We start from the raw sequence: 26,906 nt of genomic DNA on the forward strand, positions 1-26,906 counted from the left end.
GAAATCATTAAAGAACTTGTTGACTCCACAGTAAAAAAAGCTATTGCTAAGTAAGATGATACTCATTAGAATATTAGTAACAACAAAGCCCTAGACATAATGACTAGGGCTTTGTCAATGTTAAAGGAGATGCTTATGAAAAACGACATTACCGCAAGTTATGTTCGTGTATCAACATTAAAAGCAACACAAAAAGATTCGCCAGAACATCAAAGAATGGTATGTGAAGAAAAAGCTATTAAAGAGAACCTTAATATTATATACACATATGAAGATCGATCATCTGGTACAAATATTTTAGGACGTTCAGAAATTCAACGAATGATTAAAGATGCAGAAAATAAAAAGTTTAATACATTGATTTTTGCTTCTATTTCTCGTTTTTCCCGTGATCAACTTGATGCATTGAACTTAAAGCGTAAACTCGTCGATGCACTTGGTATCAGACTGATATCAATAGAAGAAAATTATGACTCAAAAATCGACCAAGGGGAAATGAAATTCACTTTATTTTCTATGATGGCCCAACAACAAGCAGAACAAATTTCCTTATCAACTCGAAGAGGCAAACGACAATCAGCAAAACGAGGAAACTTTACTGGTTCTTTTGCTCCATATGGATACACAAAAAAGAAAACGGATTCTAGCAAAACATTAGTTATAAATGAAAAGGCAGAGATTGTACAAAGAATATTTCATTTATATGTTCACCAAAATATGGGTGAAAAGAGTATTGTAAAATGCCTAAACAATGAAGGAATTCCCTCACCTAAAGATGGACTTTGGGGTATCAGCTCTATAAACAGAATACTTACCAATGAAGCGTATACAGGAAGAAACGTTTATAACAAATTTGCAGTTGTTAAGGTTTATGATGATTTAAGTAATATGACCAATAGAAAAAAAGTACAAAAACTTAATTCTAAAGAGTTATGGAATCGTAACGAAGAGAAGAATTGGGATCCAATAATTGATGATCAGTTATTTGAAGCTGCACAAGAAATTCGAAGGAGACGTAGTGGAGGAAAAAGAGGAGGTCCAAGACAAAAAGTCAATGTTTTTGGCGGATTTATTTTTTGTGGTAGTTGTAATTCGAGTATGGTCACAATGAAGAGCAAAAATGGAAAAAATCTGAAAGATGGTAAGGAATACCGTTATTTAATTTGTTCTAAGCGGAGAAGGCTAGGGGAAAAGGGTTGTGATAATAACAATTATATTCCTTACTATGATTTTAGAGATTCTGTAATTGAAGAGGTTGCACAAAAATTAAAATCCAGAATTGACATTGATAAAGAATTGGAGAAGACTAAAATACAACAAGGTGAAGCAAATCACATCCTTAATAATAAGGAAAAAACTCGTATAGAAAGTTCATTGGAAGAGAATAGGATGTTCCTGTTTGAGTTGAGAAAGCAAAGGATGAAAAATGAACTTGATGAAAAACAATATCAGTTTGAAAAAAAACATTATGAAAGAGAAATCTCTAACCTAAATAAAAAGATGGAAAGTATTGAAGATAAACTTTCTAGAAGAGAAGACCATGAGCAGTACAAGCAAAATATTAGAGATGCACTTGTAGAGTTACAAACTTTATCATATGAGAGCTTTGATGATCTTCACTTAACGTTAAAACGGCTGATAGAAAAGTTAGTCATAATGCCTGATCAAAGTGTGGAAATTTACACTTTCTTGGATTAGTTTGTTGTGTTTCAAAATACATCATGAATACGATGCAGAAGTTAGGTGTCAAGGGGCGCTCCCAGGCTGTCGTCGAGCTACTGCGGCTTGGCGAGTTGGAAATTTAGAGGTTTGCGGCTTTCATAAAGGTGAAAGCCGCTCTTTTTTTGTTGTTGTAAGGTTTTAGCATAAAAGTTGACGTTACCGGTTGGATTCGGTATGATGTTGACGTTTCATAAGGTTGTTTTGTTTGAAAGGAATGGCATGACATGGTTGCCCATTATACAATACTTAAAGTACTCAATAATAATGTGGTCATCGCGCAGAGTCCAGATGAACAAGAAGCTGTGTTGATTGGAAAAGGAATCGGTTTTTCCAAAAAAGCGGGCGATCAGCTGGAATCCTCTGATGCGGACAAGCTCTATGTGATGAAGGATGAGGAGAAACAACATCAGTATAAGCAGCTCGTCGCACAAGTTGATGAATCCATCATTCTAGTCATGAACGACATCATCCAATACAGCGAGCAAAAATTGGGTGTCAAGTTCGATGAACACATCCATATCGCATTGACGGATCACATAGCCTTTGCCATAAAAAGAGTTCAGCAAGGGCTGGACATCGTCAATCCGTTCCTGAAAGAGACGCAATTGATGTATCCGAAGGAATATTCGGCTGCGGAAGAGGTTGTCAAAATGATCGAAGCGCACCTGGATGTGCACTTACCTGATGGCGAAATAGGTTTCATCGCCCTTCACCTACACAGTGCAGCAACCAACCGTTCTCTTTCCGAGATCAACAGGTACTCCCAATTGATGAATACGCTGATTCAAATGATCGAGCAACAATTAGAGATTTCGATTGATAAAAGCAGCATCAATTACATGCGGTTGATCCAACATCTCCGTCGGGGCATCAACAGAATCGAATCAGGAGAACAAGTCGGGAATCAAGATCGATTAGCAAAAGTCTTGAAAGAAGAATACCCGGTGTGCTACAATACTGCTTGGAAACTAATGAAAGTATTGCAACGTCAGTTAGGTAAGACGGTTTCAGATGCTGAAGCAGTTTATCTAACAATGCATTTGCAAAGGCTTTCATCTCAATAAAAAAGAATACACGAACTTTACGTGTTACTGATTCGATCAGGCATGAGTGAAGAAGGTTGAAATACAGAAAATGGGGGAACCTATTTTTTAGCTGTGTTTCGTTCTTTACTCATGCCTTTTTTATTTTTCTTAACACCTGCTAGCACAATGATGTAAACGTATTCTTTTTTATTGTGAAACTATAAAAACTGTCAATGGAGGTAAAGAGAATGCAAAAAGCGTTTGGTACGTTACAAAAAGTCGGTAAAGCATTGATGCTTCCGGTTGCGATCTTACCAGCAGCAGGACTGCTCCTTGCGTTTGGTAATGCATTGCAAAACCCAACGTTACTTAAAATGGCGCCATTCTTAGAGAATGACGTGATGGTACTGATTGCTTCAGTCATGGAATCGGCTGGTGGAATCATATTCGGAAACTTGGCTTTACTCTTCGCTGTTGGGGTGGCCATCGGATTAGCCGGTGGTGATGGAGTAGCAGGTCTTGCTGCAACTGTAGGATTCTTGATCATGAATGTCACGATGAGCGTGATTGAAGGTCTGGAAATTGCAGATGTGACGGGGGAAAATGTCGATCCGGCTTTTGCACTTGTCCTAGGGATCCCCACATTACAGACTGGGGTATTCGGCGGTATCATACTCGGTATCGTAGCCGCTTATATGTACAACAAATTTTACAATATTGAATTGCCTTCTTACTTAGGATTTTTCGCTGGGAAACGTTTTGTTCCGATCGCAACTGCAGCAAGTGCAGTCATACTCGGAATCATCATGACATTCATTTGGCCACCAGTGCAGGATGGCTTGAACGCGTTCTCACAAAACATGGTTCATGCGAACTTGACCCTTTCCGCTTTCGTATTCGGTGTGATTGAGCGTGCGTTGATTCCATTCGGACTGCACCACATTTTCTACGCACCGTTCTGGTTTGAATTTGGCTCTTACACGAATGAAGCTGGGGAGCTCGTACGTGGTGACCAACGTATTTTCTTCGAACAAATTAAAGATGGTGTTGAAAACTTGACTGCAGGAACATTCATGACAGGTAAATTCCCATTCATGATGTTCGGATTACCAGCTGCAGCACTTGCGATCTATCATGAAGCACGACCAGAACGTAAGAAAGTCGTAGCAGGGATCATGGCTTCTGCAGCATTGACTTCTTTCTTGACTGGTATTACTGAACCAATTGAATTCTCATTCCTATTCGTAGCACCCGTATTGTTCGGTATCCATACGATCTTTGCTGGTTTGTCATTCATGACGATGCACTTGTTAGATGTCAAAATCGGTATGACATTCTCAGGTGGTTTGATTGACTTCATCCTGTTCGGTGTCATCAACCCGCAAACCAACTGGTGGCTAGTCATTCCGGTAGGATTGGTCTTTGCGGTCATCTACTACTTCGGATTCCGATTTGCGATTCGTAAGTTCAACTTGATGACGCCTGGACGCGAAGATGTTGAAGAAGACGATGAAGATGGCTCACCAGTTGGTGAAGCTGATGATCTTCCATATAACATCCTTGAAGGACTTGGTGGACAAGAGAACATCTCTCACTTGGATGCTTGTATCACGCGTCTACGTGTTTCCGTCAACGATGTGAAGCAAGTCGATAAGAACCGATTGAAAAAATTAGGTGCATCTGGAGTATTGGAAGTAGGGAACAATATTCAAGCAATCTTTGGTCCTCGATCCGACTCCATCAAATCGCAAATGCAAGACATCATGAAGGGTAAACGCCCGCGTAAAGTGGAAACGAACCCTGAAGAAGAAGTTCAAGAGCAGATTGAAGACGTAAGTCCAGAAGCACTTGCAACAGATATCGATGCGAAAAAAGCTTCGATTGTAGCTCCGATCAAAGGGGAGCTCCTTCCGATCACTGAAGTACCAGATGAAGTGTTCTCTGGAAAAATGATGGGTGACGGATTCGCGATCAAGCCATCAGATGGCAAAGTCGTTTCGCCAGCTGATGCGAAGGTCATGAACGTATTCCCAACCAAGCACGCGATTGGATTGGAAACGACCGATGGAAGAGAAATCCTGATCCATTTCGGTATTGATACGGTCAACCTCAAGGGAGAAGGATTCGAAGTAATGGTTGAGCAAGGTGATGAAGTGAAGCAAGGTCAAGAGCTGATGAAAGCAGATATTGACTACATTGCTGAACATGCAAAATCAACAATTACACCGATCGTGTTTACAAATCTTCAAGATGGAGAAAAAGTAACAATAGAGAAGTCTGGATCTGTAGACCACGGTGAAGAAGACATCATCTCAATTGAAAAATAGAAAGGAAGATGCATTATGGCAGCAGAAAAAACATTCACAGTAACAAGTGAGTCAGGAATTCACGCAAGACCAGCAACTACATTGGTCAATAAAGCAGGGCAGTTCAGTTCAGAAATCGAATTGGTCCATAAAGAAAAAGCAGTAAACTTGAAGTCGATCATGGGTGTCATGTCCCTGGGTATTCAGCAAGGTTCTGAAATCACAATCAAGGCAGACGGAAATGATGAAGAAGACGCATTGTCTGCACTCAGCAATCTTTTGAAGGAAGAAGGACTGGCTGAGTAATGAGTCAACGCATTACAGGTATCGGCGCATCAGCTGGGATTGCGATCGCAAAAGCATTCAGACTTGAAAATCCAGCTCTTGACGTCGAGAAAAAAGTGGTTGAAAATCCAGCTCAAGAGGTCGAACGGTTTCAAGAGTCGATTGAAAAATCGAAGAATGAACTTGAAGCGATCAAAGACCATGCTGAAAAAGAACTTGGAGAAGATAAGGCAGCAATCTTTGCTGCCCATCTTCTTGTCTTGCAAGACCCAGAACTGATCGATAATGTGAAAAAGAAAATCAACGAAAAGAACGTCAACGCAGAATTCGCTCTTGATGAAGTCACAGGTATGTTCATCTCCATGTTTGAAAATATGGACAACGAATATATGAAGGAAAGAGCAGCAGACATCCGTGATGTTCGAAAGCGTATTTTAGCTCATCTTATGGGAGTTGAATTCAATACGCCAAGTATGATTACGGACGAAGTGATCATCATTTCCGATGACTTGACGCCTTCTGATACAGCACAATTGAACCGCCAATTCGTCAAAGGATTTGCAACAGATATCGGAGGACGTACTTCCCACTCCGCAATCATGGCGCGCTCCATGGAAATTCCGTCTGTTGTCGGAACCAAAACGATCACCGACTCTGTCGAGAATGGAACGATCGTCATCATTGATGGTATTGATGGTGAGGTCATCATCGATCCTACCGAAGAAGAGCGATCCACTTATGAAGAGAAACGGAACCAATTTCTCGAGCAGAAAAAGGAATGGGCGAAGCTCGTCAACGAGCGTACGGTCACTTCTGATGATGTACACGTGGAGTTGGCAGCCAATATCGGGACACCGAAGGATCTTCCTGGTGTGTTGAATAACGGTGCAGAAGGAATCGGTCTATACCGCACAGAGTTCCTTTACATGAACCGTGACCAATTGCCGACAGAAGAAGAGCAATTCGAAGCTTATAAAGAGGTCCTTTCACAAATGGAAGGGAAGCCAGTTGTCATCCGAACACTGGATGTAGGAGGAGATAAAGAGCTTCCTTACTTGAACCTTCCGAAGGAACTGAACCCATTCCTCGGTTACCGAGCGATTCGGTTGTGCCTTGATCAGCAAGATATTTTCCGTACTCAATTGCGCGCGCTGCTTAGAGCAAGTACGTTAGGAAACTTGAAAGTCATGTTCCCGATGATTGCTACATTGGACGAATTCCGCCAAGCAAAAGCAATTTTGATGGAAGAGAAAGAAAAGCTTCAATCGGAAAATGTGGAAGTTTCTGATGCGATTGAGATTGGTATGATGGTCGAAATTCCTTCTACTGCAGTCATGGCTGACATTTTTGCCAAAGAAGTGGATTTCTTCAGTATCGGAACGAACGATCTCATCCAATACACGATGGCTGCTGACCGGATGAATGAGCAGGTTTCCTACCTTTATCAACCATACAACCCGGCGATTTTACGTCTTGTTAAAAGTGTCATTGAAGCGGCACACAAGGAAGGCAAATGGGCTGGTATGTGTGGTGAAATGGCTGGAGACGAAATCGCGATTCCGATTTTACTCGGACTTGGACTGGATGAATTCAGCATGAGTGCGACATCCATCCTGCCAGCACGTTCACAGCTTCTAAAGTTGAGCAAAGAGACGATCGCTTCTCATATTGAAGCCATCCTTGAAATGGATTCTGATCAAAAAGTAAAAGAATACGTACAAGAGCATTTTTTGAAATAAAGAAAGCCGCCTGACTCTAAAGTAGGAGTCAGGCGTTTTTTTGTACCGTCATATTGTGATTTTGGAGATTAGGCGAATCGTAAAGCCTTGAATCTATCCCCCAAATGGAGGTTTCCCTGAAATGGAGGACAGAAAGTGACTGATTCTATCCCTCAAATAGAGGTTTCCCTGAAATGAAGGATAGAAAGCGGCTGAATCTATCCCTCAAATGGAGATATTACTAAAATGAAGGACTGAAAGCCTTTGATTCTCCACGATAGTTGCAAGGACAAAATAATAAAAGTTGAAAAATACGACTAAACCAATCAAAATAGATGTAACAGTATGTTCAGGAGGTTACGTCTTTGGATTTAAAACAAGAAAAAATCAATGAAATGGAAAAAGCATTAAGAATGATTTCAGCACATATTAAACAAAAAGGGAGAGAAATCCTCAACGATTTCTCAATTACCCCACCACAATTCGTTGCATTACAATGGTTGTTTGAACAAAATGAAATGACAATCGGTGATTTATCCAATAAAATGTACCTCGCCTACAGTACAACGACGGATCTGATCGACCGTATGGAAAAGAACGGTCTCGTACAAAGGATTCGGGACCCGAAAGACCGTCGCGTCGTCCGCATACAGAAACTCGATAAAGGGTACGAAATAATAGAAGAGGTCATCAAGCGAAGACAGAATTATTTAAAAGAGTTGACCGAACAGTTTTCGGATCAAGAGATCGAAAACCTCCATCAAAGTCTGCATCTGCTGTATGACAAGATGGATATGTATCATCCGAACTAGACATACATAGAAATTGAGGGGTTTACTTGAAAAGACCGATTGGAATTATTGATTCTGGCGTAGGTGGTATGACGGTCGCTCGAGAAGTGATGCGGCAGCTGCCCAAAGAGAAAATCTATTATTTAGGTGATACGATCCGCTGTCCATACGGACCGCGTCCATTAGAAGAAGTGCGGACTTTTACATGGAATATGATTGATTATTTATTGGAGAAGGATATCAAGCTGTTGATCATTGCTTGCAATACAGCGACTGCAGCTGTATTGGAAGAAGCCCAACAATCCTTAGAGATTCCCGTGGTCGGTGTCATCCATCCTGGCGCACGAGCTGCTATCAAAGTTACGATGAACCGGGAAATCGGGGTCATTGGCACAGAGGGAACCATCCATAGTAAAGCCTATGTGCAAGCGTTGCATAACATAGATAGTAAGGTGAACGTCCATAGTTTGGCGTGTCCTGAATTCGTACCATTAGTCGAAAGCGGGATGCTTCATGAAGAAAATACGAAACGAGTCGTTTATGAACGGCTTGCACCGCTTATGAAACTGCCGATCGATACCCTCATATTAGGCTGTACACATTATCCGATCTTGATGCCAGTGATTAAAGACGTCATGGGTGTCGACGTAACGATCATATCATCTGGTGCGGAAACCGCTCGGGAGGTAAGTACGATTTTGTATTATAACGATTTGCTGAATACAGATGATCAAATGCCTGAACACCGGTTTTTTACGACTGGATCTAGTGAGATTTTCAATAGACTTTCGAGAGAGTGGTTTGACCAAAGCGTCAAGTACATTGAACATATCGAATTGTAGTAGAGCATTCCCTTTGTGGGATGCTCTTTTTTTTTACATTCCATTTTCTAAAATAATACAAGTTGGTCTAATCGGGCGAATAGCTCGTATATATAGTAGTACAAACCACTGTGGGAGGGAAAGGAATGAGAAAAAAGCAGAGAAGAATCGTATTCATCTCTCTTTTAACAGGCCTATTAATCGGAACTTCAGGATGTGGACTGTTAACGGAAAAAACAAATAATGAAATCGATCCACCTCAAGAAGTGAATTACCTTGAAGATGGGGAGTCACTTGATGAGAATGGGGAAGACAAGGATGCAATGGCTCATGGAAAAGATGCACCAGCAGGAGCGACAGACGCTCAACAATTGCAAGTATACTTAATTGATGAAAATGGGCTGGTTGTCCCTCAGACGATGAACTTGCCATTATCACAAGAACCGGCAAAAGAGGTTGTCGAGCATCTCGTCAAAGATGGTAAAGTATCGAACATGATCCCGAATGGCATGAGAGCCGTTTTACCAGCGGGAACTGAAGTGTTGGATGTGAACATTGATCAAGGCATTGCAGTCGTCGATTTTTCAGAGGAGTTCAAAGAGTATGCTCCAGAAGATGAGCAGAAGATCCTCCAATCCTTAACGTACACGCTTACTCAATTTGATAATGTATCAGCAGTAAAAATTCGTATCAATGGTATCGACCAAAAAGTGATGCCGGTCAACCAAACACCGATCGGGGATAGCGTCAGTCGGTCAGACGGAATCAACATTGAGACAAATGGCGTTGTCGATGTCACAGGTAGTCAGACAGTCACGGTCTATTTCATCGGTCAGAATGGTAAGGAGTATTATTATGTGCCTGTCACAAGAGTCGTTTCTGGAAAAGACAATCTAGTGAAAACAACCGTTGACGAGTTGTTGAACGGGCCAGCGCTTCAATCCGGCCTACTCACAGACTTCCGAAACACGGTTGAACTAGTCAGTGCTCCAGTCGAAGAGGATGGAGTCGTGACGTTGAATTTCAATGAAGCGATCTTGAGTGAACAGAGTAACACAGCGATCTCGGATGCGGTCTTGAATTCTCTCGTCTTGTCACTCACTGAGATTGCAGGTGTCGATAAAGTCTTAGTGAAAGTGGATGGAAAAAGTGAAGTAATGAACGAGGAAGGCAAGAAACTGACAGAACCTGTCTCAAGACCTGTTAATGTGAATAAAGTAGAATTTTAAAATATAAATATGTTACCATAAGTAAGAACTGAGGCGGTTATTATAGCCGCCTTTTTCCTATGTAAAGGATGAAGTTCTCGAAAATTTTAGTTGAAGTTGGTCATACTAACCGATAGTGTTCGAAACATAGAGGAGGAAGCGATATGCGTACGGATGGACGATCAAACGATCAATTGAGAAACATACATATAGAAACCGAATACGTCAAACACCCAGAAGGATCGGTCTTAATTTCAGTAGGGGATACGAAGGTGATTTGTAACGCGAGTATCGAGGAACGCGTACCGCCATTCATGAGAAATCAAGGAAAGGGCTGGATTGCAGCCGAATACTCCATGCTACCAAGAGCGACAGAGCAGCGGAACATCAGAGAATCCAGTAAAGGCAAGGTTTCAGGACGGACAATGGAAATCCAACGATTGATTGGACGTGCACTGCGATCAGTGGTTGACTTGGATGCAGTGGGAGAACGTACTTGTTGGATCGATTGTGACGTCATCCAGGCAGACGGTGGTACACGAACAGCAAGTATTACAGGAGCATTTGTTGCGATGGCGATTGCTTTTAATGGTCTCGTTGAGCAAGGTGTAATCAAGAAAATGCCGATCAAAGAATTCATCGCCGCAACTTCTGTAGGTGTAGCATCTGAATTGGGCGAAATTCTGGACCTTTGTTATGAAGAGGATTCCAAGGCACTTGTGGACATGAACGTCATCATGACGGGAGCGAAGGAATTCGTTGAATTACAGGGTACGGGGGAAGAAGCGACTTTCTCTTATAAGCAGCTTCAAACATTACTTGAACTAGCAGACAAAGGAATTACAGAACTAATTGATATCCAGAAAGAAGCACTTGGTGACATTCAGCATTCGATTGGTGATCCGCAATCATGAAGGAAATCATTATAGCTTCCCATAATGAAGGAAAAGTAAAAGAGTTTCGCTCGATGTTCGAGGAGTTCAACGTGTCCGTCGTTTCATTACGTGACCTTGATTTTCACGATGAGATCGAAGAAACCGGTACAACGTTTGAAGAAAACGCGACGATCAAAGCTGAAGCCATCGCTGAACGTTTCAATCAGCCTGTGATCGCTGATGATTCTGGTCTGGTCATTGATGCTTTAGATGGAAGACCAGGAGTATACTCCGCGCGATATGCGGGAGAAGAGAAAGACGATCAAGCAAATATGGATAAAGTGCTTTATGAATTGAAGTCAGTTCATGAGTCTGAACGTACAGCGCGCTTTGTTTCAGTTTTAGCGATCGCCCAACCAGGGAAAGAGACAAGTATCGTGAAAGGCACTTGTGAAGGTGTCATTACTGAAGAGAAAATAGGGGAGCATGGTTTCGGATATGATCCGATCTTTTATGTCCCTTCTTTAAATAAGACGATGGCTCAGCTCGAACCTGGAGAAAAGAACAAAATCAGTCACCGATCCAATGCTTTGAAAAAGCTACGTAATCAGTGGGATGATATCTTCTAATTTATATTGATTATAATTTAACGTTGGTATTTTTATTAAGGCTCTCTTCTAAAAGATTGTTGCTTTTAATAATCACCTAGTGCAAGTTGATTGGAGAGCAAGGTGCGAGACTCCTGCGGGATCAGCGGGACAGGTGAGACCAATCAATGTCGTAAAGCGACGAGTGGGCTCACCGCACGCCCCGCGGAAAGCGAGCATCCTGGATCGGAAATCAACGACTTTCAAGGTAACAAAGACTGCAAAAACAACGTTTTTTAAAAAGGAGGACCTTAAAATGAATGTCTTAGTCGTAAGTGACAGTCATGGACTATCAAAAGAACTTAAGGAAATCCAGGAGTTACACAAAAATCAGGTAGATGTGATGATTCATTGTGGTGATTCAGAGTTGGAATCAGACCATGAACATCTTCGTCATTTCCATAATGTACAGGGCAACATGGATCTTGGTCATGATGATTTTCCAAACGAGATACTCGTGGAGGAACAGGGATTCCGACTCTTTGTCACACATGGTCATCTGTACAATGTCAAAATGTCGTATATGAATCTGGCTTATAAGGCAGAGGAATATGACGCAGACCTTGCTTTCTTCGGTCATTCCCATGTGGCAGAATCATTTGAGAAGAATGGCACCGTCTTCGTCAATCCCGGCAGCATCCGTTTACCTCGTGGTCGAAGGGAAAAGACGTATGCGATTTGTGAATGCAAAGATCGAAGTCATATCAAAGTTCGTTTCTTTGAATTCAATGGAAATGAGTTGACCGAACTCTCAAAAGAGTATCATTTATAAATGGATTGGGCCCCCCACGACCCTAAAAAAGTCTTTGACATTTTGGTTGATATGCGATATATTAATTATTGTCGCTGATTGATGCGCGGGTGTAGTTTAGTGGTAAAACAAGAGCCTTCCAAGCTCTGGTCGTGGGTTCGATTCCCATCACCCGCTCCATTTATACAACTAGATCAAGTCCTTTTTTATTTGAAACAAGTTTTATATCTTATTATTAAGTCCCAGTAGCTCAGCAACGAGCGAAGCATCGAGTATTCACAACGAGTTGTCCCGACGGATAGACTACAAATGAGATACTTGTAGAGGAAGGGACAGGATTTGAATTTAGTTTTATATCTTTTATTAAGTCCCAGTAGCTCAGCAGGATAGAGCAACAGCCTTCTAAGCTGTCGGTCGGGCGTTCGAATCGCTCCTGGGACGCCATCTCATACATATTGACGCTTTCTTCTTCATAGAAAAGAAGGGAAGCGTTTTTTTGTACGACATTTTATATGTAAAGACACATGGTAATACTAGGGGAAAGGTTACATTTGTTTTTACAAGATTAAACTGCTAAACTTGCTTTAAGCGATTGAAAAGCGGGGAGATTGAATTGGAAAAACACCGTAAAGGGCCGCGTGACAGCAAAATCGTTTACTTCCCAAACCTTACTGCTAAGCTTGTGAATAAAGGAATGTCAGCCCTTAAACAAAAAAAGTTCAAAGAATCGCTGGATTACTTCCAGCAATTGATTGAGATGGAACCTGATCATCCGCAAGGAAACATAGGTGTTGTCTTAAGTTTGGTCGAATTAGGTCATTTGCAAGAGGCCAAGATCAAGTGTGATGAGATATTGAAAAAGGATATCGGGGAATATTACGATGTTCTACAAATATACATATCGATTCTGATCCAACTTGCAGATTATGAAGAAGTGGTCGACATATTGGAAGCAGTCATACAGGAGAATAGCTTGCCACCTCAAATGGCTGAAAACTTCTACCAATTACTCTATTTCAGTAGAAAAATGGCTGAAGAGGATTCCAATAACGATGAGACATATGAGAGCATGCCGAAGTCCATTTCCCAAAACGAGTTGGAGCGACTGGCAGAGCAGCTGAAGTCCGAGGATTCCAAACAACAATGGCAAGCCGTCCAGTCCATTGAGGATCCAAACCACCCGACCATACGAACAGAATTGAAGAAATACCTTACATATCCTGATGCAAATCCTTCATTGAAAACGATCGTCTTACAGATGTTGAAGGATGGCGAAGCAAATGAAACGGTCCACATACATAAATTCGGAAAAACAATGGATGTTAAACCGAGTGAACTTCATGACATACCGGACGGACAATTTTACCGTCTAGTCAAAAAGATCATCGTTCACGAATTAGAACAGAACAATCCTACGTTAATGGAGATGGCTGTACAAATTTGGGACCATTACTTATTTATGATCTACCCATTCCAACCCGAGCCTTTGAACGAACAACTATGGGCAGTTGGTGTGTTGGAAGTTGCACATCGAATGAATGGCATCGAGTTTGATAGTGATGAGCTACAGGTAGCCTTTTCTTTGAAAGAAGCATCTGTTGAACAAGTGGTTGAAAAAATCCTTGAAATAGAGCGTATTTCGATGAAAGACATCGGATTACCCGATGATCAGCCGAATAGTTGAAAACCAGTGTTCATGTGTTATAATGTAGTGGTTGTAAACTCATTTGAACGTTAATGAAGTTTTAAGAAGATAAATGTTGGAGGGAAATTTAGTCATGAGTGCAAAATGGGAAAAACAAGAAGGCAACCAAGGTGTATTAACCATTGATGTTGATGCAGAACGTGTCAACGAAGCTTTAGACCAAGCATTCAAAAAGGTCGTTAAGAAAGTGAACGTACCTGGATTCCGTAAAGGTAAGGTACCTCGTTCTATGTTCGAAAAGCGTTTCGGTGTAGAAGCTCTTTACCAAGATGCATTGGATATCCTACTTCCAAGCGCTTATAGTCAAGCAATTGAAGAAACAGGAATCGAGCCTGTTGATCAACCAGACGTTGACATCGAGCAAATGGAAAAAGGCAAGAACTTGATCTTCAAAGCGACTGTAACGGTAAAACCGGAAGTCAAGCTTGGAGACTACAAAGGTCTTGAAGTAGAAAAGCAAGACACTGAAGTGACTGACGAAGATGTTCAAAACGAATTGACTGAAATGCAAAAGAAACACGCTGAACTTTCAGTTAAAGAAGAAGGTAAAGTAGAAAGTGGTGACACGGTTGTCATCGACTTTGCTGGATATGTTGATGGAGAAGCATTCGAAGGCGGAACTGCTGAGAACTACTCTCTAGAAATCGGTTCTGGTTCATTCATCCCTGGATTCGAAGAGCAGATTGAAGGGGAAGAAGCAGGAGCAGAAAAAGACGTTGTTGTAACGTTCCCTGAAGAGTATCATGCAGAAGAGCTTGCAGGTAAAGAAGCTACTTTCAAAGTGAAAATCCACGAAATCAAGCAACTTGAGCTTCCTGAGCTTGACGATGAGTTTGCAAAGGATGCAAATGAAGAAGTTGAAACGCTTGATGAGTTGAAGACAAAGATCAAAAATCGTCTTCAAGAGGAAAAATCAACTCAAGCTGAGAACGAAATGAAAGATCAACTCGTTCAAAAAGCAACTGAAAACGCAGAAATCGATGTGCCAGAAGCGATGGTAACGAGCGAATTGGATCGTATGATGAAAGAATTCGACCAACGTCTTCAAATGCAAGGTATGAACCTTGACATGTACTATCAATTCTCTGGAACTTCAGAAGATCAATTGAAAGAGCAAATGAAAGAAGACGCTGAAAAGCGTGTTCGTACAAACTTGACTCTTGAAGCGATTGCTGAAACAGAGAACATCGAAGTGAGCGACGAAGAAGTTGAAGAAGAAATCACAAAGATGGCTGAAATGTACCAAATGGAAACTGACAAAATGAAACAGATGCTTGCAATGCAAGGCGGACCTGACCTATTGAAAGGTGACTTGAAGGTACGTAAAGCAATTGATTTTCTTGTAGAGAACAGCAAGACTGTTGCATAAGATATAAGAAAGATTGATTACAGAACAAGGCGCGATTATTCGTGCCTTGTTTTGTAACAAATAACCAAAAAAATAAATATTTTGGTTTAGAGGAATCGCATTAAGGAAATATGACTATACTGATACATATCACCAGCAAACTTTTGACATACTAAAAGCTTTATTGTTTTTGTTTTACGTTTCTTCGTGATAAAATCGTATACATAAAATAGTTTCATCAAAAGAACGTTTTGTTACTCAACACATATTGGAAATGTTTCAATGTGTAAAAAACACATGATGACAAATAACTAAAAGTAACAATTCATCCAAACCATTCTTAGGGGTGATTAGATGTTTAAATTTAACGAAGAAAAAGGACAATTGAAGTGTTCTTTTTGTGGTAAAACACAAGACCAAGTACGTAAACTGGTTGCAGGACCAGGTGTCTATATCTGTGATGAATGTATCGAACTTTGTACAGAAATCGTAGAAGAAGAGCTCGGCACTGAAGAAGATGTGGAGTTCAAGGATGTACCGAAGCCGCAAGAAATCCGACAAATCCTTGACGATTATGTCATCGGTCAGGATCAAGCGAAGAAATCTCTTTCAGTAGCCGTTTATAACCACTATAAGCGTATCAATGCTTCTAAGAAAGCGGATGACGTTGAGCTTGCAAAGAGTAACATCGCCATGATCGGACCTACTGGTAGCGGTAAGACGTTACTCGCACAAACTCTTGCGCGTATCTTGAATGTTCCGTTCGCGATTGCGGATGCTACATCTCTTACTGAAGCGGGTTATGTTGGTGAAGATGTCGAGAACATCCTACTTAAGTTGATCCAATCTGCAGACTACGATGTGGAAAAAGCAGAGCGTGGAATCATCTACATTGATGAAATCGATAAGATTGCCCGTAAATCCGAGAACCCATCTATTACACGCGACGTATCTGGTGAAGGTGTCCAGCAGGCGTTACTGAAGATCTTGGAAGGAACAGTCGCAAGCGTTCCTCCACAAGGTGGACGTAAGCATCCTCATCAAGAATTCATCCAGATCGATACGACGAACATCTTGTTCATCTGTGGTGGTGCTTTCGATGGCATCGAACAGATCGTAAAACGCCGTCTTGGTAAGAAGGTCATCGGATTCGGTACGGAAACTTCTGAAAAAGCAGACTTGAAAACAGGCGAATACCTATCTAAAGTATTGCCTGAAGACTTGCTCCGTTTCGGATTGATTCCAGAATTCATCGGTCGTCTTCCAGTAACAGCAAGCTTGACTCCACTGGATGAGGAAGCACTTGTTGAAATCTTGACGAAGCCGAAGAACGCTCTTGTCAAACAATACAAAAAGCTCTTGCAGCTTGACGATGTAGAACTTGAATTCACAGAAGATGCACTTCGTGAGATCTCGAAGCAAGCGATCGAGCGTAAAACAGGTGCACGTGGATTGCGTTCGATCATTGAAGGCATCATGCTTGATGTCATGTTCGATCTGCCTTCACGTGAAGAAATCAGCAAATGTGTCATCACGGCAGAAACGGTTGCTGATAAAGTCGCACCACAACTTGTTCTTGAAGATGGAACAGTGGTGGAAGGTAAGAAGGAAACACCAAAAGAAAGTGCATGATCATTGTATGCTAAAAGCATCCCCAACATGGGGATGCTTTTTTTTACGTATAAGTAGGTATTCATCCCTATCAATGGAAAAAATCCTGTCGATAGTAATGAATAGCTCCTTCTGTCCCAACTTCATCTGACTCTTTGCCAAATCTGAACGTTTAGTCCGCCCCATGCTCGGAGATACTAGTGGATAATCAACATACATACAGGAGGGGAAAGCATGAGTTGGACAGGAATCGCGTTAATCATCCAACTATTCTTTGGTGTCATCATCGGGCTATACTTTTGGAACTTATTGAGGAACCAGCGAACACAGAAAGTCTCTATAGATAAAGAATCCCGTAAAGAAATGGATCAGTTGAGAAAGCTCAGGAGCATTTCGCTTAGTGAGCCTTTATCGGAAAAAGTACGGCCATCCCGCTTCGATGAAATCATCGGTCAAGCCGAAGGGATCCGTGCACTCCAAGCAGCGTTATGCGGACCTAACCCGCAGCACGTCATCGTGTATGGACCTCCAGGGGTAGGGAAGACTGCTGCTGCTCGTATCGTCCTGGAAGAAGCGAAGAAAAACAAACGCTCACCATTCCGCCCTACTGCTGTATTCGTTGAACTCGACGCAACAACTGCTCGATTCGACGAACGTGGTATCGCAGATCCACTCATTGGCTCGGTCCATGACCCGATCTATCAAGGAGCCGGAGCGATGGGACAAGCGGGAATCCCTCAACCGAAACAAGGTGCAGTAACGAATGCCCATGGCGGCGTCCTTTTCATTGACGAAATCGGGGAACTGCATCCGATTCAAATGAACAAGCTTCTCAAAGTACTTGAGGACCGGAAAGTGTTCTTGGAGAGTGCTTATTATAGTGAGGAAAACAATCAGATCCCTCAACACATCCATGATATATTCCAAAATGGACTGCCGGCGGATTTCCGTCTGATTGGTGCGACGACTCGGACACCAGATGAGATTCCTCCTGCAATCCGTTCTCGCTGTCTGGAGATCTTTTTCAAAGAACTCTCGTCTAATGATATCGTTCGAATTGCCAAGCGTGCAGTAGAAAAAATCAGTTTTACAATAGAAGAGGATGCATTAGAACTCTTATCCCGATATGCTCGAAATGGTCGTGAAGCGGTTAATAGCGTGCAGATTGCGGCTGGATTAGCCATTACAGAAGATCGGAACAACCTGACGAAAGAGGACATCGAATGGGTGCTCCATTCCAGCCAGCTTTCACCGAAAATGGAATCGAAAATCCATACCGTTCCACGTGTCGGATATATCAATGGTCTAGCTGTTTACGGACCAAATACTGGGGCGCTTCTTGAGCTTGAAGCGACCGTCATCCCGTCTAAAGAAAAAGGATCGATCATGATTACGGGAATCGTAGAGGAAGAGAGCATCGGCAGCCAATCGAAATCGATCCGCAGGAAAAGTCTTGCGAAGAGCTCAGTAGAAAACGTGCTCACTGTGCTAAGAAGAATGGGCGTGCCAGCGAACAACTACGATATCCACATCAATTTCCCAGGTGGTGCGCCAGTTGACGGACCATCTGCAGGTATCGCGATTGCGACTGCGATCTACTCAGCTATCAAAGGGATAGCAGTGGATAATACAATTGCAATGACTGGAGAAATCAGCATCCACGGAAAAGTGAAGCCGGTCGGCGGTGTCTTCGCGAAGGTATCTGCTGCAAGCCAAGCTGGCGTCAAAACGGTTTTCGTACCGAAAGAAAATCAGCAATCGATTCTGAAAGAAATCCAGGGGATAGAAATCAAGTACGTCGAACACCTCGAAGAAGTCCTGGAACAAGTGTTCAAAGGTCAGTATCACAAAGAAAGAGTGGAAGAAATTTCAGCACAGGAGTCCTCACCGAAGGTTGTCTGAGGTGAGGGCTTTTTTTGTCGATAGGTCCAGAAGGTATTGTACATAATAAATGTGTGTGAGTTTATGTGTACGATTCTAGTGGTAAAGAAGGTTGTGTCTCATTAGACAAACCAATGAATTACGGGTAAAATTGATAAGATGAAATACCTATAATCACATACATAATCGAAGCCGGTTTATAGGGTGATTGAAATAGAATTTGGAGGTGTGTTTCTATGGCTCAAACTAGAGAAATCCCATTGTTGCCACTCAGAGGCCTGCTTGTCTATCCAAGCATGGTCCTCCATCTGGATGTAGGTCGGAAGAAATCTGTCCAGGCATTGGAAAAGGTGATGATGGAAGATCAACAGATTTTTTTATCCACTCAAAAAGAAGTGGCCATAGAAGAACCAACGGAAGATGAAATTTATCATATGGGGACGCTTGTAAAGGTCAATCAGATGCTGAAGCTTCCAAACGGAACCATCCGAGTGCTTGTTGAAGGTCTTCAACGTGGAAAAATCCATCAGTTCAATGAGCAGGAAGAATATATGGCAGTTAATGTAGAACTGATTGAAGAACGACAGGAAGCGGATTCCGAAGAAATGGCATTGATGCGAATGCTGCTTCAATATTTCGAACAGTACATAAACCTTTCGAAAAAAGTGACGGCCGAAACGCTCGCATCCGTACAAGATATTGAAGAGCCGGGCAGACTTGCTGATGTCGTATCCTCTCATCTGCCGCTTAAAATCAAGCAGAAGCAAGAAATTCTAGAAACGTTAGAAATCAAAGAACGATTGAATAAAATCATCAAGATCTTGAATAACGAAAAAGAAGTACTCGGACTGGAGAAAAAAATCGGTCAACGTGTCAAGAAATCAATGGAAAAGACACAGAAAGAGTACTATCTACGTGAGCAGATGAAAGCGATCCAAAAAGAGCTCGGCGACAAAGAAGGGAAAGCCGGAGAGGTAACCTCTCTGAAAGAAAAGATCGAAGACTCCCAAATGCCTGAAAACGTGAAGGAAACGGCGTTGAAGGAACTGGACCGCTATGAAAAGATGCCTCAAACCTCTGCGGAAAGTTCTGTGATCCGAAACTATATCGATTGGTTGCTGACGATTCCTTGGGTGGAACAAACAGAAGATAATCTGGACATCCATCATGCAGAAACCATTTTAAATGAAGATCACTACGGGTTGGAAAAAGTCAAAGAGCGTGTTCTTGAATATTTGGCTGTGCAACAGCTGACGGATTCATTGAAGGGACCGATTCTTTGTCTAGTAGGTCCTCCTGGAGTCGGAAAGACGTCCCTTGCACGATCGATTGCTCGTACGTTAGGACGTAAGTTTGTCCGTATTTCACTAGGTGGAGTGCGGGACGAAGCAGAAATCAGAGGTCACCGCAGAACGTATGTCGGTGCAATGCCTGGGCGCCTCATCCAGGGGATGAAAAAAGCAGGTTACGTCAATCCAGTATTCCTTCTGGATGAAATCGATAAAATGTCCAATGACTTCCGTGGCGATCCATCCTCTGCATTACTGGAAGTGCTTGACCCTGAACAAAATAATACGTTCAGTGATCATTTCATTGAAGAGCCTTATGACCTATCGAAAGTACTTTTCGTCACGACTGCGAACAACATCTCAACAATTCCAGGTCCATTGCTCGATCGTATGGAATTGATCCAGATTGCAGGATATACCGAAGTCGAAAAGCTTCATATCGCCAAACAGTACCTCGTTCCGAAACAAACAGAAGCACACGGTTTGACGAAAGGGAAGGTACAAATTCGCGATGAAGCGATTCTGGAAGTCGTTCGCCGTTATACACGTGAAGCAGGTGTCCGTAACTTGGAGCGGCAAGTTGCTTCCCTTTGCAGGAAAGCAGCGAAGCAGATCGTGTCGGGTGATAAGAAACGCGTCATCATTACCGAAAAAAATATTGAAGACTATCTTGGAAAAGCGAAATTCCGGTACGGTCAAGCAGAAGTAGAAGACCAGATCGGGGCAGCAACCGGTCTCGCTTATACGACAGCAGGTGGAGACACACTGTCGATTGAGGTTTCCGTCTCATCTGGAAAAGGTAAACTCACCCTGACTGGTAAGCTGGGAGATGTGATGAAGGAATCTGCTCAAGCAGCCTTCAGTTATATCCGTTCAAGAGCGGAGGAACTGAACATCGATCCAGAATTCTCTGAGAAGAATGATATCCACATACACGTACCAGAGGGTGCTACACCGAAAGACGGACCATCTGCAGGTATAACGATGGCGACTGCGCTTATTTCGGCTCTAACGAACCGTCCTGTACGAAAAGAAGTCGGAATGACCGGTGAAATCACACTCCGAGGTCGAGTGTTGCCGATCGGTGGCCTGAAGGAAAAGACATTGAGTGCCCACAGGGCAGGTCTAGAAAAAATCATTTATCCTGAAGAGAATAAGAAAGACTTGGACGATATTCCGGATAGTGTGAAGAAGGATCTAACCTTCGTACCTGTCTCACATTTGGATCAAGTATTAAAAGAAGCATTGATAGGGGAAAAAGAATGAAAATCAATACAGCTGAGCTCATCATCAGCGCAGTAAAAAAAGAACAATATCCAAACGACCAGAAGCCAGAGATTGCACTGGCAGGACGATCGAATGTAGGGAAATCATCCTTCATCAACAAGATGATCAACCGCAAAAGCCTTGCGAGAACGTCTCAGAAACCAGGTAAGACCCAGACCCTCAACTTTTACTTGTTGAATGACATCATGTACTTTGTGGATGTTCCGGGTTATGGTTTTGCAAAAGTATCGAAAAAAGAACGTGATGCTTGGGGACGTATGATTGAACAGTATCTGATGGAGAGTGAAGATTTGAAGGCAGTCGTACTGTTGGTCGATATCCGTCATGCACCATCAAAGGACGATCAGCTGATGAACGACTGGCTGAGACATTTCGATATCCCGGTCATCGTCGTTGCCACAAAAGCGGATAAGGTTCCAAAAGGGAAACATCAACAGCATGTCAAAAAAATCAAAGAAACGCTACAGTTGGATAAAGACGATCCGATTCTAGTTTTCTCATCTGAAACTTCTTATGGGAAAGAAAAAGTATGGTCTACCATTGAAAGCTATTTGAGGTCTTAATAGGAAGGCCATTCTTATACATCATTCGACCTATTTGAAGGGTCTGAACCTCCTTGTTTTTAAAAAACAGGGAGGTTTTTTTGTTTTTATGTAGAAGGTAGTGTTATGGATACTTCCAGTAAAATGGGATTTACCGTAGTTAAGAAATATGGGAAATGTACAGAGGTAAAGAGAATAAAGGTGTATGTAGCCTTAGAATAGGGTATACATACATGGTGGTAATTGTCGGAAGATTCACCATTTTAAGGGGCGTTCCTTAGTATCACTGTATGTTTCTCGCGGTGGATGTATCCAAAAAATCAGTAGAAAGAGGGTCAAAACAGAATGAAAAAATTAAGTCTATGGGCAACATTGTTATTAGCATTCTCATTGCTTCTGGCTGCATGTGGCGGATCGGAAGGAGATAATGCAGGGGGAAGCGAGGGAGGCAGTGACTACGAACTCGCTGAAGATGGTAAATTCACTTTCGCATCATCCGGGGAATTTGCTCCGTTCAGTACAACCAATGCAGAAGGTGAAATGTCCGGTTTTGATATCGATGTCGCGCAAGCTGTTGCGGAAGAACTCGGATTAGAGCCGAATCAACAGAAATTCAAATTCGCAAGTATCGTCGAAGGTGTCAAGACGGGACGATTCGATGCTGCGGTAGCGAGTCATACGATAACGGATGAACGTAAGCAAGCCGTTGACTTTTCTACACCTTACTACTATTCTGGACCGCAAATTTTCACAAGACCAGATAGTGATATTGAAGGGAAAGCGGACTTAGAAGGTAAAGAGATTGCTGTTTCCAAAGGTTCGACATATGCAAAAACAGCTGAAGAATTGACAGACAATATCAAGATTTATGACAGTGACGTTACTGCTCTAGAAGCACTAAGTAATGGGAAGCATGATGCTGTCATTACCGATTTCGTAACCGGTAAGGAAGCGATGGGTAATGGATTTGATATTGTTGCAAAAGAATTACTTGGTAGAAGTGAGCAAGCGATCGCAGTTGCGAAAGAAAATGACAAACTATTAGAAGACATCAACGCAGCACTAGAAAAACTACGTGAAAATGGAACACTGGAGGAATTGAGTAAGAAGTACTTCGGTGAAGACATCACAACAGATCCAGAAGAAAGTAAGTAATCTATCTGTTTCCATTCAAGAATGTGCGCAAAAGAGTTTGCGCACATTCGTTTCTTAATAAGATCTTTAGCTTACTAACTTTGAATTCGCAACTTAACCAGATGCTGAAGGAGAGGATACACTTTGCCAAGTTTTTCACACTTTTTCCAAACATTCATTGAGAGCTATCCTGTATTCTTCAAAGGGATGCTCTTAACGTTACAAGTTACGGCCGTTTCGATCTTAATCGCAATTTTTATCGGATTATTTTTTGCACTATTGAAGATTTCAAAGGTAAAAGTACTTGAAGTCATTGCAAACATCTACATTTATATTGTTCGTGGTACGCCATTGATCGTTCAAATCTTCATCTTCTATTTCGGATTATCCGAGATGAACATTTCAGGCTTTTGGTCTGCAACACTCGCATTAGCTTTCCATAACGGGGCATACATTGCGGAAATCTTTCGTGGGACGATCCAATCAATTGATAAGGGTCAAATGGAGGCTGGTCGTTCACTCGGGATGACCTCAGCTTTGACGATGAGAAGAATCATTCTGCCTCAAGCATTCCGTCGAGCATTGCCACCACTAGGCAACCAATTCATCATCGGTCTGAAAGACTCCTCATTGGCTGCTTTCATTGGAATGTACGAGCTTTTCAATGTGGCGACAACAGCAGGTTCCAACAACTTTGACTCCATGACATATCTCTTGATCGTTGCAGTTTACTATCTCATTCTCGTATTCTTACTGACAGCAGTCGTAAGTGTCATGGAAAACAAGCTATCAGCAAGCGATTAAAGGAGTGAATGGATTTGAGCGAAAAACGAGAAATGATCAAAATCGAGAAGCTAAATAAAAAATTCGGCGATTTACATGTATTGAAGGACGTTGATATGGTTGTCAAAGAGAATGATGTGGTCGTCCTGATCGGAGCCAGTGGTTCCGGTAAAAGTACGTTATTAAGGTGCCTCAACTTCTTGGAAATCAAAAATGATGGAAAAATTATCATCGAAGAAAAGGAAATCGATCCGAAGAGCGATAATCTGAACAAAGTTCGAGAAAGGGTCGGAATGGTATTCCAGCACTTCAATCTGTTCCCCCATAAAACGGTATTGGAGAATGTCATCGAAGCACCTACTATGGTCAAAGGGATGAATAAAGCCAAAGCCATTCAAGAAGGAAAAGAATTGTTGGATAAGGTCGGTCTTGCAGATAAAGCGAATGTATATCCGTCCAAGCTGTCGGGTGGTCAAAAGCAGCGTGTTGCGATTGCAAGAGCTTTAGCGATGAAACCGGATATCATGCTCTTTGATGAACCGACCTCTGCATTGGACCCCGAGCTGGTCGGTGAGGTTCTCTCTACGATGAAGCAACTGGCCAAGGAAGGTATGACCATGGTCGTTGTAACCCACGAGATGGGCTTTGCGAAGGAAGTCGCAGATTGGGTGTTTTATATGCATGACGGCAGAATCGTAGAAGTCGGTCATCCACAAGAATTGTTCAACGATCCGAAAGAAAAGAGAACACAAGATTTCCTTAGTTCTATACTATAAGTAAAAAACGAGCTCATCCTATCGGGATTGAGCTCGTTTTTTTATCAAATTGCCAGGAGGATTCTCTTTAGTGGGGTGACTTGCTCGATTTCGCGTTTTCACCCAACCAAAATGCCTCTTTAGTGGGGTGACTTGCTCGATTTCACGTTTTCACCCAACCAAAACGCCTCTCTGGTGTGGTGACTTGAGCAATTTCGAGTTTTCACCCAACCAGAAGCACTGCTTAAGCAAGAATCAACCTTCCCTTATTTCTTCTTCATCAGGTACCCGCCTACTAGGATCAAGATGACTGGCCAGAACCTCTCTGTATAGGCGACGATTTCTCCTAGGATACCTGTGGCGTTTGCAGCGAATAAGCTGAGGAGCGCAAGAATTGTCAAGGCAGCTCCTAGCCATATGCCGCTCTGTTTCGTCTTATTATATTGCAGGATGAAGCCGATTCCGATACTTAACAAATAGATGACCCAAATCGCTGGCCAGTTATTTACTGTACCACTTGCGTAGTAATGGACCGCAATCCCACAAATGACAACCCCTGAAAAAAGAGCATACGGTTCTTTTCTTTGTAGCAGAAAGCCGATCCCGATGATCAGCAGGAATGCCGGCAGTGGGTCCATCTCTCCTATGAAAGGAACTGCCCATTGTTTAGATAAGAAATACAGACCGATACCCGCAATCAGGGTACCTGGAAAAACACCTTGTTTCATGATTTCCTCCTCTAGTCATTGGTTTCTCTTATGCTGGATTTTTGCGAAAAAGAACGAAATTTGGTACATTATAGTTGGATAGAGGCTTGATAGAGTCAGGTATCATATTTATTTTCAGCATTTTCGGGAATACTGAAATCATGTGCTAGAATTATCTTATCATAAGACTTTCAAACACTGTTCACATTTCTTACGTTCATGGATTCATTGTCCATGTTATAATGGCTTGTGGAACAGGAAGACATTGTTCATGATTGAGCAATGCTGATACATAATACTAACAGGGGGTGAAGAACGATGCACATTTTAAAAGTAGGATTGAACCATAAGACTGCCCCGGTCGAAATCCGTGAAAAAGTTTCCTTTCAACCTGATGAATTGGAAAGTGCATTGATTCAATTACGACAAACCAAAAGTATACTTGAGTGTGTGATCGTGTCGACGTGTAACCGTACAGAGGTTTATGCAGTCGCAGATCAGCTGCACACGGGTCGCTATTATATAAAAGCATTCTTAGCAGAGTGGTTCGCATTAGATAAGGATCTTTTGACCCCGTATCTGATGATCCATGAGCGAGAAGATGCAATTGAACACCTTTTCAAGGTGGTATGTGGTCTAGACTCCATGGTACTTGGAGAAACTCAAATCTTGGGACAAGTACGTTCCAGTTTCTTTACTGCACAACAAAATGGTACGACAGGTACTGTTTTCAATGAGTTGTTCAAAAAAGCGATTACCCTAGCAAAACGTGCTCATTCTGAAACGGATATCGGTGAAAATGCTGTTTCTGTGAGCTATGCAGCTGTTGAACTTGCGAAAAAGATCTTCGGCGGACTAGAACGCAAAAACGTACTCATCATCGGTGCTGGTAAAATGGGCGAGTTGACAGCGAAGCATCTATCGAGCAATGGAGCAGAAGAAATCAGGGTATTGAACAGAACCTATTCAAAGGCTCAAGAACTGGCAACACGATTCAATGGACAAGCTTCTACGATGGATCAATTGGAAGAGTCCTTGTTGAAAGCCGATATCGTAATCAGTTCCACTGGGTCGACTGAATATGTCTTGAATAAAGCGAAAGTGGCTCCGATTCTGAAAAAGCGGAAAGGGAAGCCGCTCTTCATGGTTGATATCGCTGTACCACGTGATTTATCACCAGACTTACAAGACCTTGAGAACCTATTCTTATATGACATTGATGATCTGGAAGGCATTGTTGAAGCCAACTTAGCTGAGCGTCAGCAAGAAGCGGCAAAGATCAAAGTGATTATTGAAGAAGAGCTATTAGCATTCTTGAACTGGATCAATACACTCGGTGTTGTGCCACTTATTACGGCCCTACGTCAAAAAGCCCTCATGATCCAGGGGGAAACGATGAAAAGCATCGAGCGTAAAATGCCTGACTTGACCGACCGTGAACGGAAGGTCCTTAGCAAGCATACGAAGAGCATTGTCAATCAGCTCCTTCGCGATCCGATCACCCGTGTGAAAGAGCTTGCTGCTGAACCGAATGCACAAGAGAATTTGGATCTCTTCACACAATTATTCGGGATTGAAGAGGAGTTAGAGAACGTATTGAAAGAGGAGCGCCTTGCTCGCGAACAAAGTGTGTCGGAGAAACAGACAGAAAAGAGTCTATCAACCACAACAAATCCGGCAACGAACTAGTCTTGCTCCCCGGAGAGGAGTTGCAG

General features: G+C 42.3%; 22 protein-coding genes, 2 tRNA genes and 1 pseudogene. 24 read left to right on the plus strand and 1 reads right to left on the minus strand.

The genetic code is table 11. The features are described from left to right. Nucleotides 1-135 precede the first annotated feature (135 nt). The 23 genes and pseudogenes from ACXQIQ_RS18445 to ACXQIQ_RS18555 all read left to right on the plus strand — a co-directional run bounded on the left by ACXQIQ_RS18445 (nt 136) and on the right by ACXQIQ_RS18555 (nt 24,505). Nucleotides 136-1,698, plus strand: coding sequence for a recombinase family protein (locus ACXQIQ_RS18445; RefSeq protein WP_439300925.1), 1,563 nt, complete (start codon nt 136-138; stop codon nt 1,696-1,698). Between the two features lie 20 nt (nt 1,699-1,718). After that, nucleotides 1,719-1,805 (plus strand): annotated as a pseudogene (locus tag ACXQIQ_RS18450) (helix-turn-helix transcriptional regulator); the annotation flags it as partial. Between the two features lie 141 nt (nt 1,806-1,946). After that, nucleotides 1,947-2,786 (plus strand): glucose PTS transporter transcription antiterminator GlcT, encoded by an 840-nt coding sequence (gene glcT / locus ACXQIQ_RS18455; protein WP_439300924.1) that lies wholly within the window; start codon nt 1,947-1,949, stop codon nt 2,784-2,786. A 209-nt stretch (nt 2,787-2,995) separates the two neighbouring features. Then, on the plus strand, nt 2,996-5,074 hold the full coding sequence (gene ptsG / locus ACXQIQ_RS18460; RefSeq protein ID WP_439300923.1) for a glucose-specific PTS transporter subunit IIBC: 2,079 nt from the start codon (nt 2,996-2,998) through the stop codon (nt 5,072-5,074). Nucleotides 5,075-5,089: 15 nt separating this feature from the next. Continuing rightward, complete coding sequence (locus tag ACXQIQ_RS18465; RefSeq protein ID WP_439300922.1) at nt 5,090-5,359, plus strand: phosphocarrier protein HPr; 270 nt, start codon at nt 5,090-5,092, stop codon at nt 5,357-5,359. Further along, nucleotides 5,359-7,077, plus strand: coding sequence for a phosphoenolpyruvate--protein phosphotransferase (gene ptsP / locus ACXQIQ_RS18470; protein ID WP_439300921.1), 1,719 nt, complete (start codon nt 5,359-5,361; stop codon nt 7,075-7,077). Before ACXQIQ_RS18465 ends, ptsP begins: the two co-directional genes overlap by 1 nt. A gap of 374 nt (nt 7,078-7,451) precedes the next feature. Then, nucleotides 7,452-7,868, plus strand: coding sequence for a MarR family winged helix-turn-helix transcriptional regulator (locus ACXQIQ_RS18475; protein WP_439301980.1), 417 nt, complete (start codon nt 7,452-7,454; stop codon nt 7,866-7,868). 26 nt (nt 7,869-7,894) lie between these two features. Next, the gene (gene racE, locus ACXQIQ_RS18480; RefSeq protein ID WP_439300920.1) at nt 7,895-8,689 is read left to right on the plus strand and encodes a glutamate racemase; all 795 of its coding nucleotides are present in this window, start codon (nt 7,895-7,897) and stop codon (nt 8,687-8,689) included. Between the two features lie 125 nt (nt 8,690-8,814). Then, a complete protein-coding gene (locus tag ACXQIQ_RS18485) occupies nt 8,815-9,897 on the plus strand; it encodes a GerMN domain-containing protein (RefSeq protein WP_439300919.1) in 1,083 nt (360 codons plus the stop codon). A gap of 143 nt (nt 9,898-10,040) precedes the next feature. Next, nucleotides 10,041-10,790 carry a ribonuclease PH gene (gene rph, locus ACXQIQ_RS18490; RefSeq protein WP_439300918.1) on the plus strand — a complete coding sequence of 250 codons (750 nt, stop codon included), beginning with the start codon at nt 10,041-10,043 and terminating at the stop codon, nt 10,788-10,790. Continuing rightward, entirely contained in the window at nt 10,787-11,380 is a 594-nt protein-coding gene (locus ACXQIQ_RS18495; RefSeq protein ID WP_439300917.1) for an XTP/dITP diphosphatase, read from the plus strand. Before rph ends, ACXQIQ_RS18495 begins: the two co-directional genes overlap by 4 nt. Before the next feature lie 274 nt (nt 11,381-11,654). Then, nucleotides 11,655-12,170 (plus strand): metallophosphoesterase family protein, encoded by a 516-nt coding sequence (locus tag ACXQIQ_RS18500; protein WP_439300916.1) that lies wholly within the window; start codon nt 11,655-11,657, stop codon nt 12,168-12,170. Nucleotides 12,171-12,255: 85 nt separating this feature from the next. After that, nucleotides 12,256-12,329 (plus strand) — tRNA-Gly (locus tag ACXQIQ_RS18505). Nucleotides 12,330-12,516: 187 nt separating this feature from the next. Then, nucleotides 12,517-12,593 (plus strand) — tRNA-Arg (locus ACXQIQ_RS18510). Nucleotides 12,594-12,762: 169 nt separating this feature from the next. Next, nucleotides 12,763-13,833, plus strand: coding sequence for a tetratricopeptide repeat protein (locus tag ACXQIQ_RS18515; protein ID WP_439300915.1), 1,071 nt, complete (start codon nt 12,763-12,765; stop codon nt 13,831-13,833). A gap of 94 nt (nt 13,834-13,927) precedes the next feature. Next, on the plus strand, nt 13,928-15,223 hold the full coding sequence (gene tig, locus ACXQIQ_RS18520; RefSeq protein WP_439300914.1) for a trigger factor: 1,296 nt from the start codon (nt 13,928-13,930) through the stop codon (nt 15,221-15,223). A gap of 333 nt (nt 15,224-15,556) precedes the next feature. After that, complete coding sequence (gene clpX, locus ACXQIQ_RS18525; RefSeq protein ID WP_439300913.1) at nt 15,557-16,834, plus strand: ATP-dependent protease ATP-binding subunit ClpX; 1,278 nt, start codon at nt 15,557-15,559, stop codon at nt 16,832-16,834. A gap of 213 nt (nt 16,835-17,047) precedes the next feature. Beyond that, entirely contained in the window at nt 17,048-18,715 is a 1,668-nt protein-coding gene (gene lonB / locus ACXQIQ_RS18530; protein ID WP_439300912.1) for an ATP-dependent protease LonB, read from the plus strand. A gap of 215 nt (nt 18,716-18,930) precedes the next feature. After that, nucleotides 18,931-21,249: an endopeptidase La gene (gene lon / locus ACXQIQ_RS18535; RefSeq protein WP_439300911.1), complete on the plus strand. Its 2,319-nt coding sequence runs from the start codon at nt 18,931-18,933 to the stop codon at nt 21,247-21,249. Continuing rightward, entirely contained in the window at nt 21,246-21,833 is a 588-nt protein-coding gene (gene yihA, locus ACXQIQ_RS18540) for a ribosome biogenesis GTP-binding protein YihA/YsxC (protein ID WP_439300910.1), read from the plus strand. Before lon ends, yihA begins: the two co-directional genes overlap by 4 nt. Nucleotides 21,834-22,157: 324 nt before the next feature. After that, nucleotides 22,158-22,967 carry a transporter substrate-binding domain-containing protein gene (locus ACXQIQ_RS18545; RefSeq protein WP_439300909.1) on the plus strand — a complete coding sequence of 270 codons (810 nt, stop codon included), beginning with the start codon at nt 22,158-22,160 and terminating at the stop codon, nt 22,965-22,967. Nucleotides 22,968-23,090: 123 nt separating this feature from the next. Next, nucleotides 23,091-23,750 (plus strand): amino acid ABC transporter permease, encoded by a 660-nt coding sequence (locus ACXQIQ_RS18550; protein WP_439300908.1) that lies wholly within the window; start codon nt 23,091-23,093, stop codon nt 23,748-23,750. Between the two features lie 32 nt (nt 23,751-23,782). Continuing rightward, nucleotides 23,783-24,505 carry an amino acid ABC transporter ATP-binding protein gene (locus ACXQIQ_RS18555; protein WP_458026130.1) on the plus strand — a complete coding sequence of 241 codons (723 nt, stop codon included), beginning with the start codon at nt 23,783-23,785 and terminating at the stop codon, nt 24,503-24,505. 245 nt (nt 24,506-24,750) lie between these two features. Here ACXQIQ_RS18555 and ACXQIQ_RS18560 read toward each other — a convergent pair whose 3' ends face one another. Then, nucleotides 24,751-25,212 carry a hypothetical protein gene (locus ACXQIQ_RS18560; protein ID WP_439300906.1) on the minus strand — a complete coding sequence of 154 codons (462 nt, stop codon included), beginning with the start codon at nt 25,210-25,212 and terminating at the stop codon, nt 24,751-24,753. A gap of 297 nt (nt 25,213-25,509) precedes the next feature. Between ACXQIQ_RS18560 and hemA the strand changes: the two genes are divergently transcribed. Continuing rightward, nucleotides 25,510-26,880 (plus strand): glutamyl-tRNA reductase, encoded by a 1,371-nt coding sequence (gene hemA, locus ACXQIQ_RS18565; RefSeq protein ID WP_439300905.1) that lies wholly within the window; start codon nt 25,510-25,512, stop codon nt 26,878-26,880. Nucleotides 26,881-26,906: the final 26 nt, after the last annotated feature.

The organism is Pseudalkalibacillus sp. Hm43 (genome assembly GCF_054170705.1).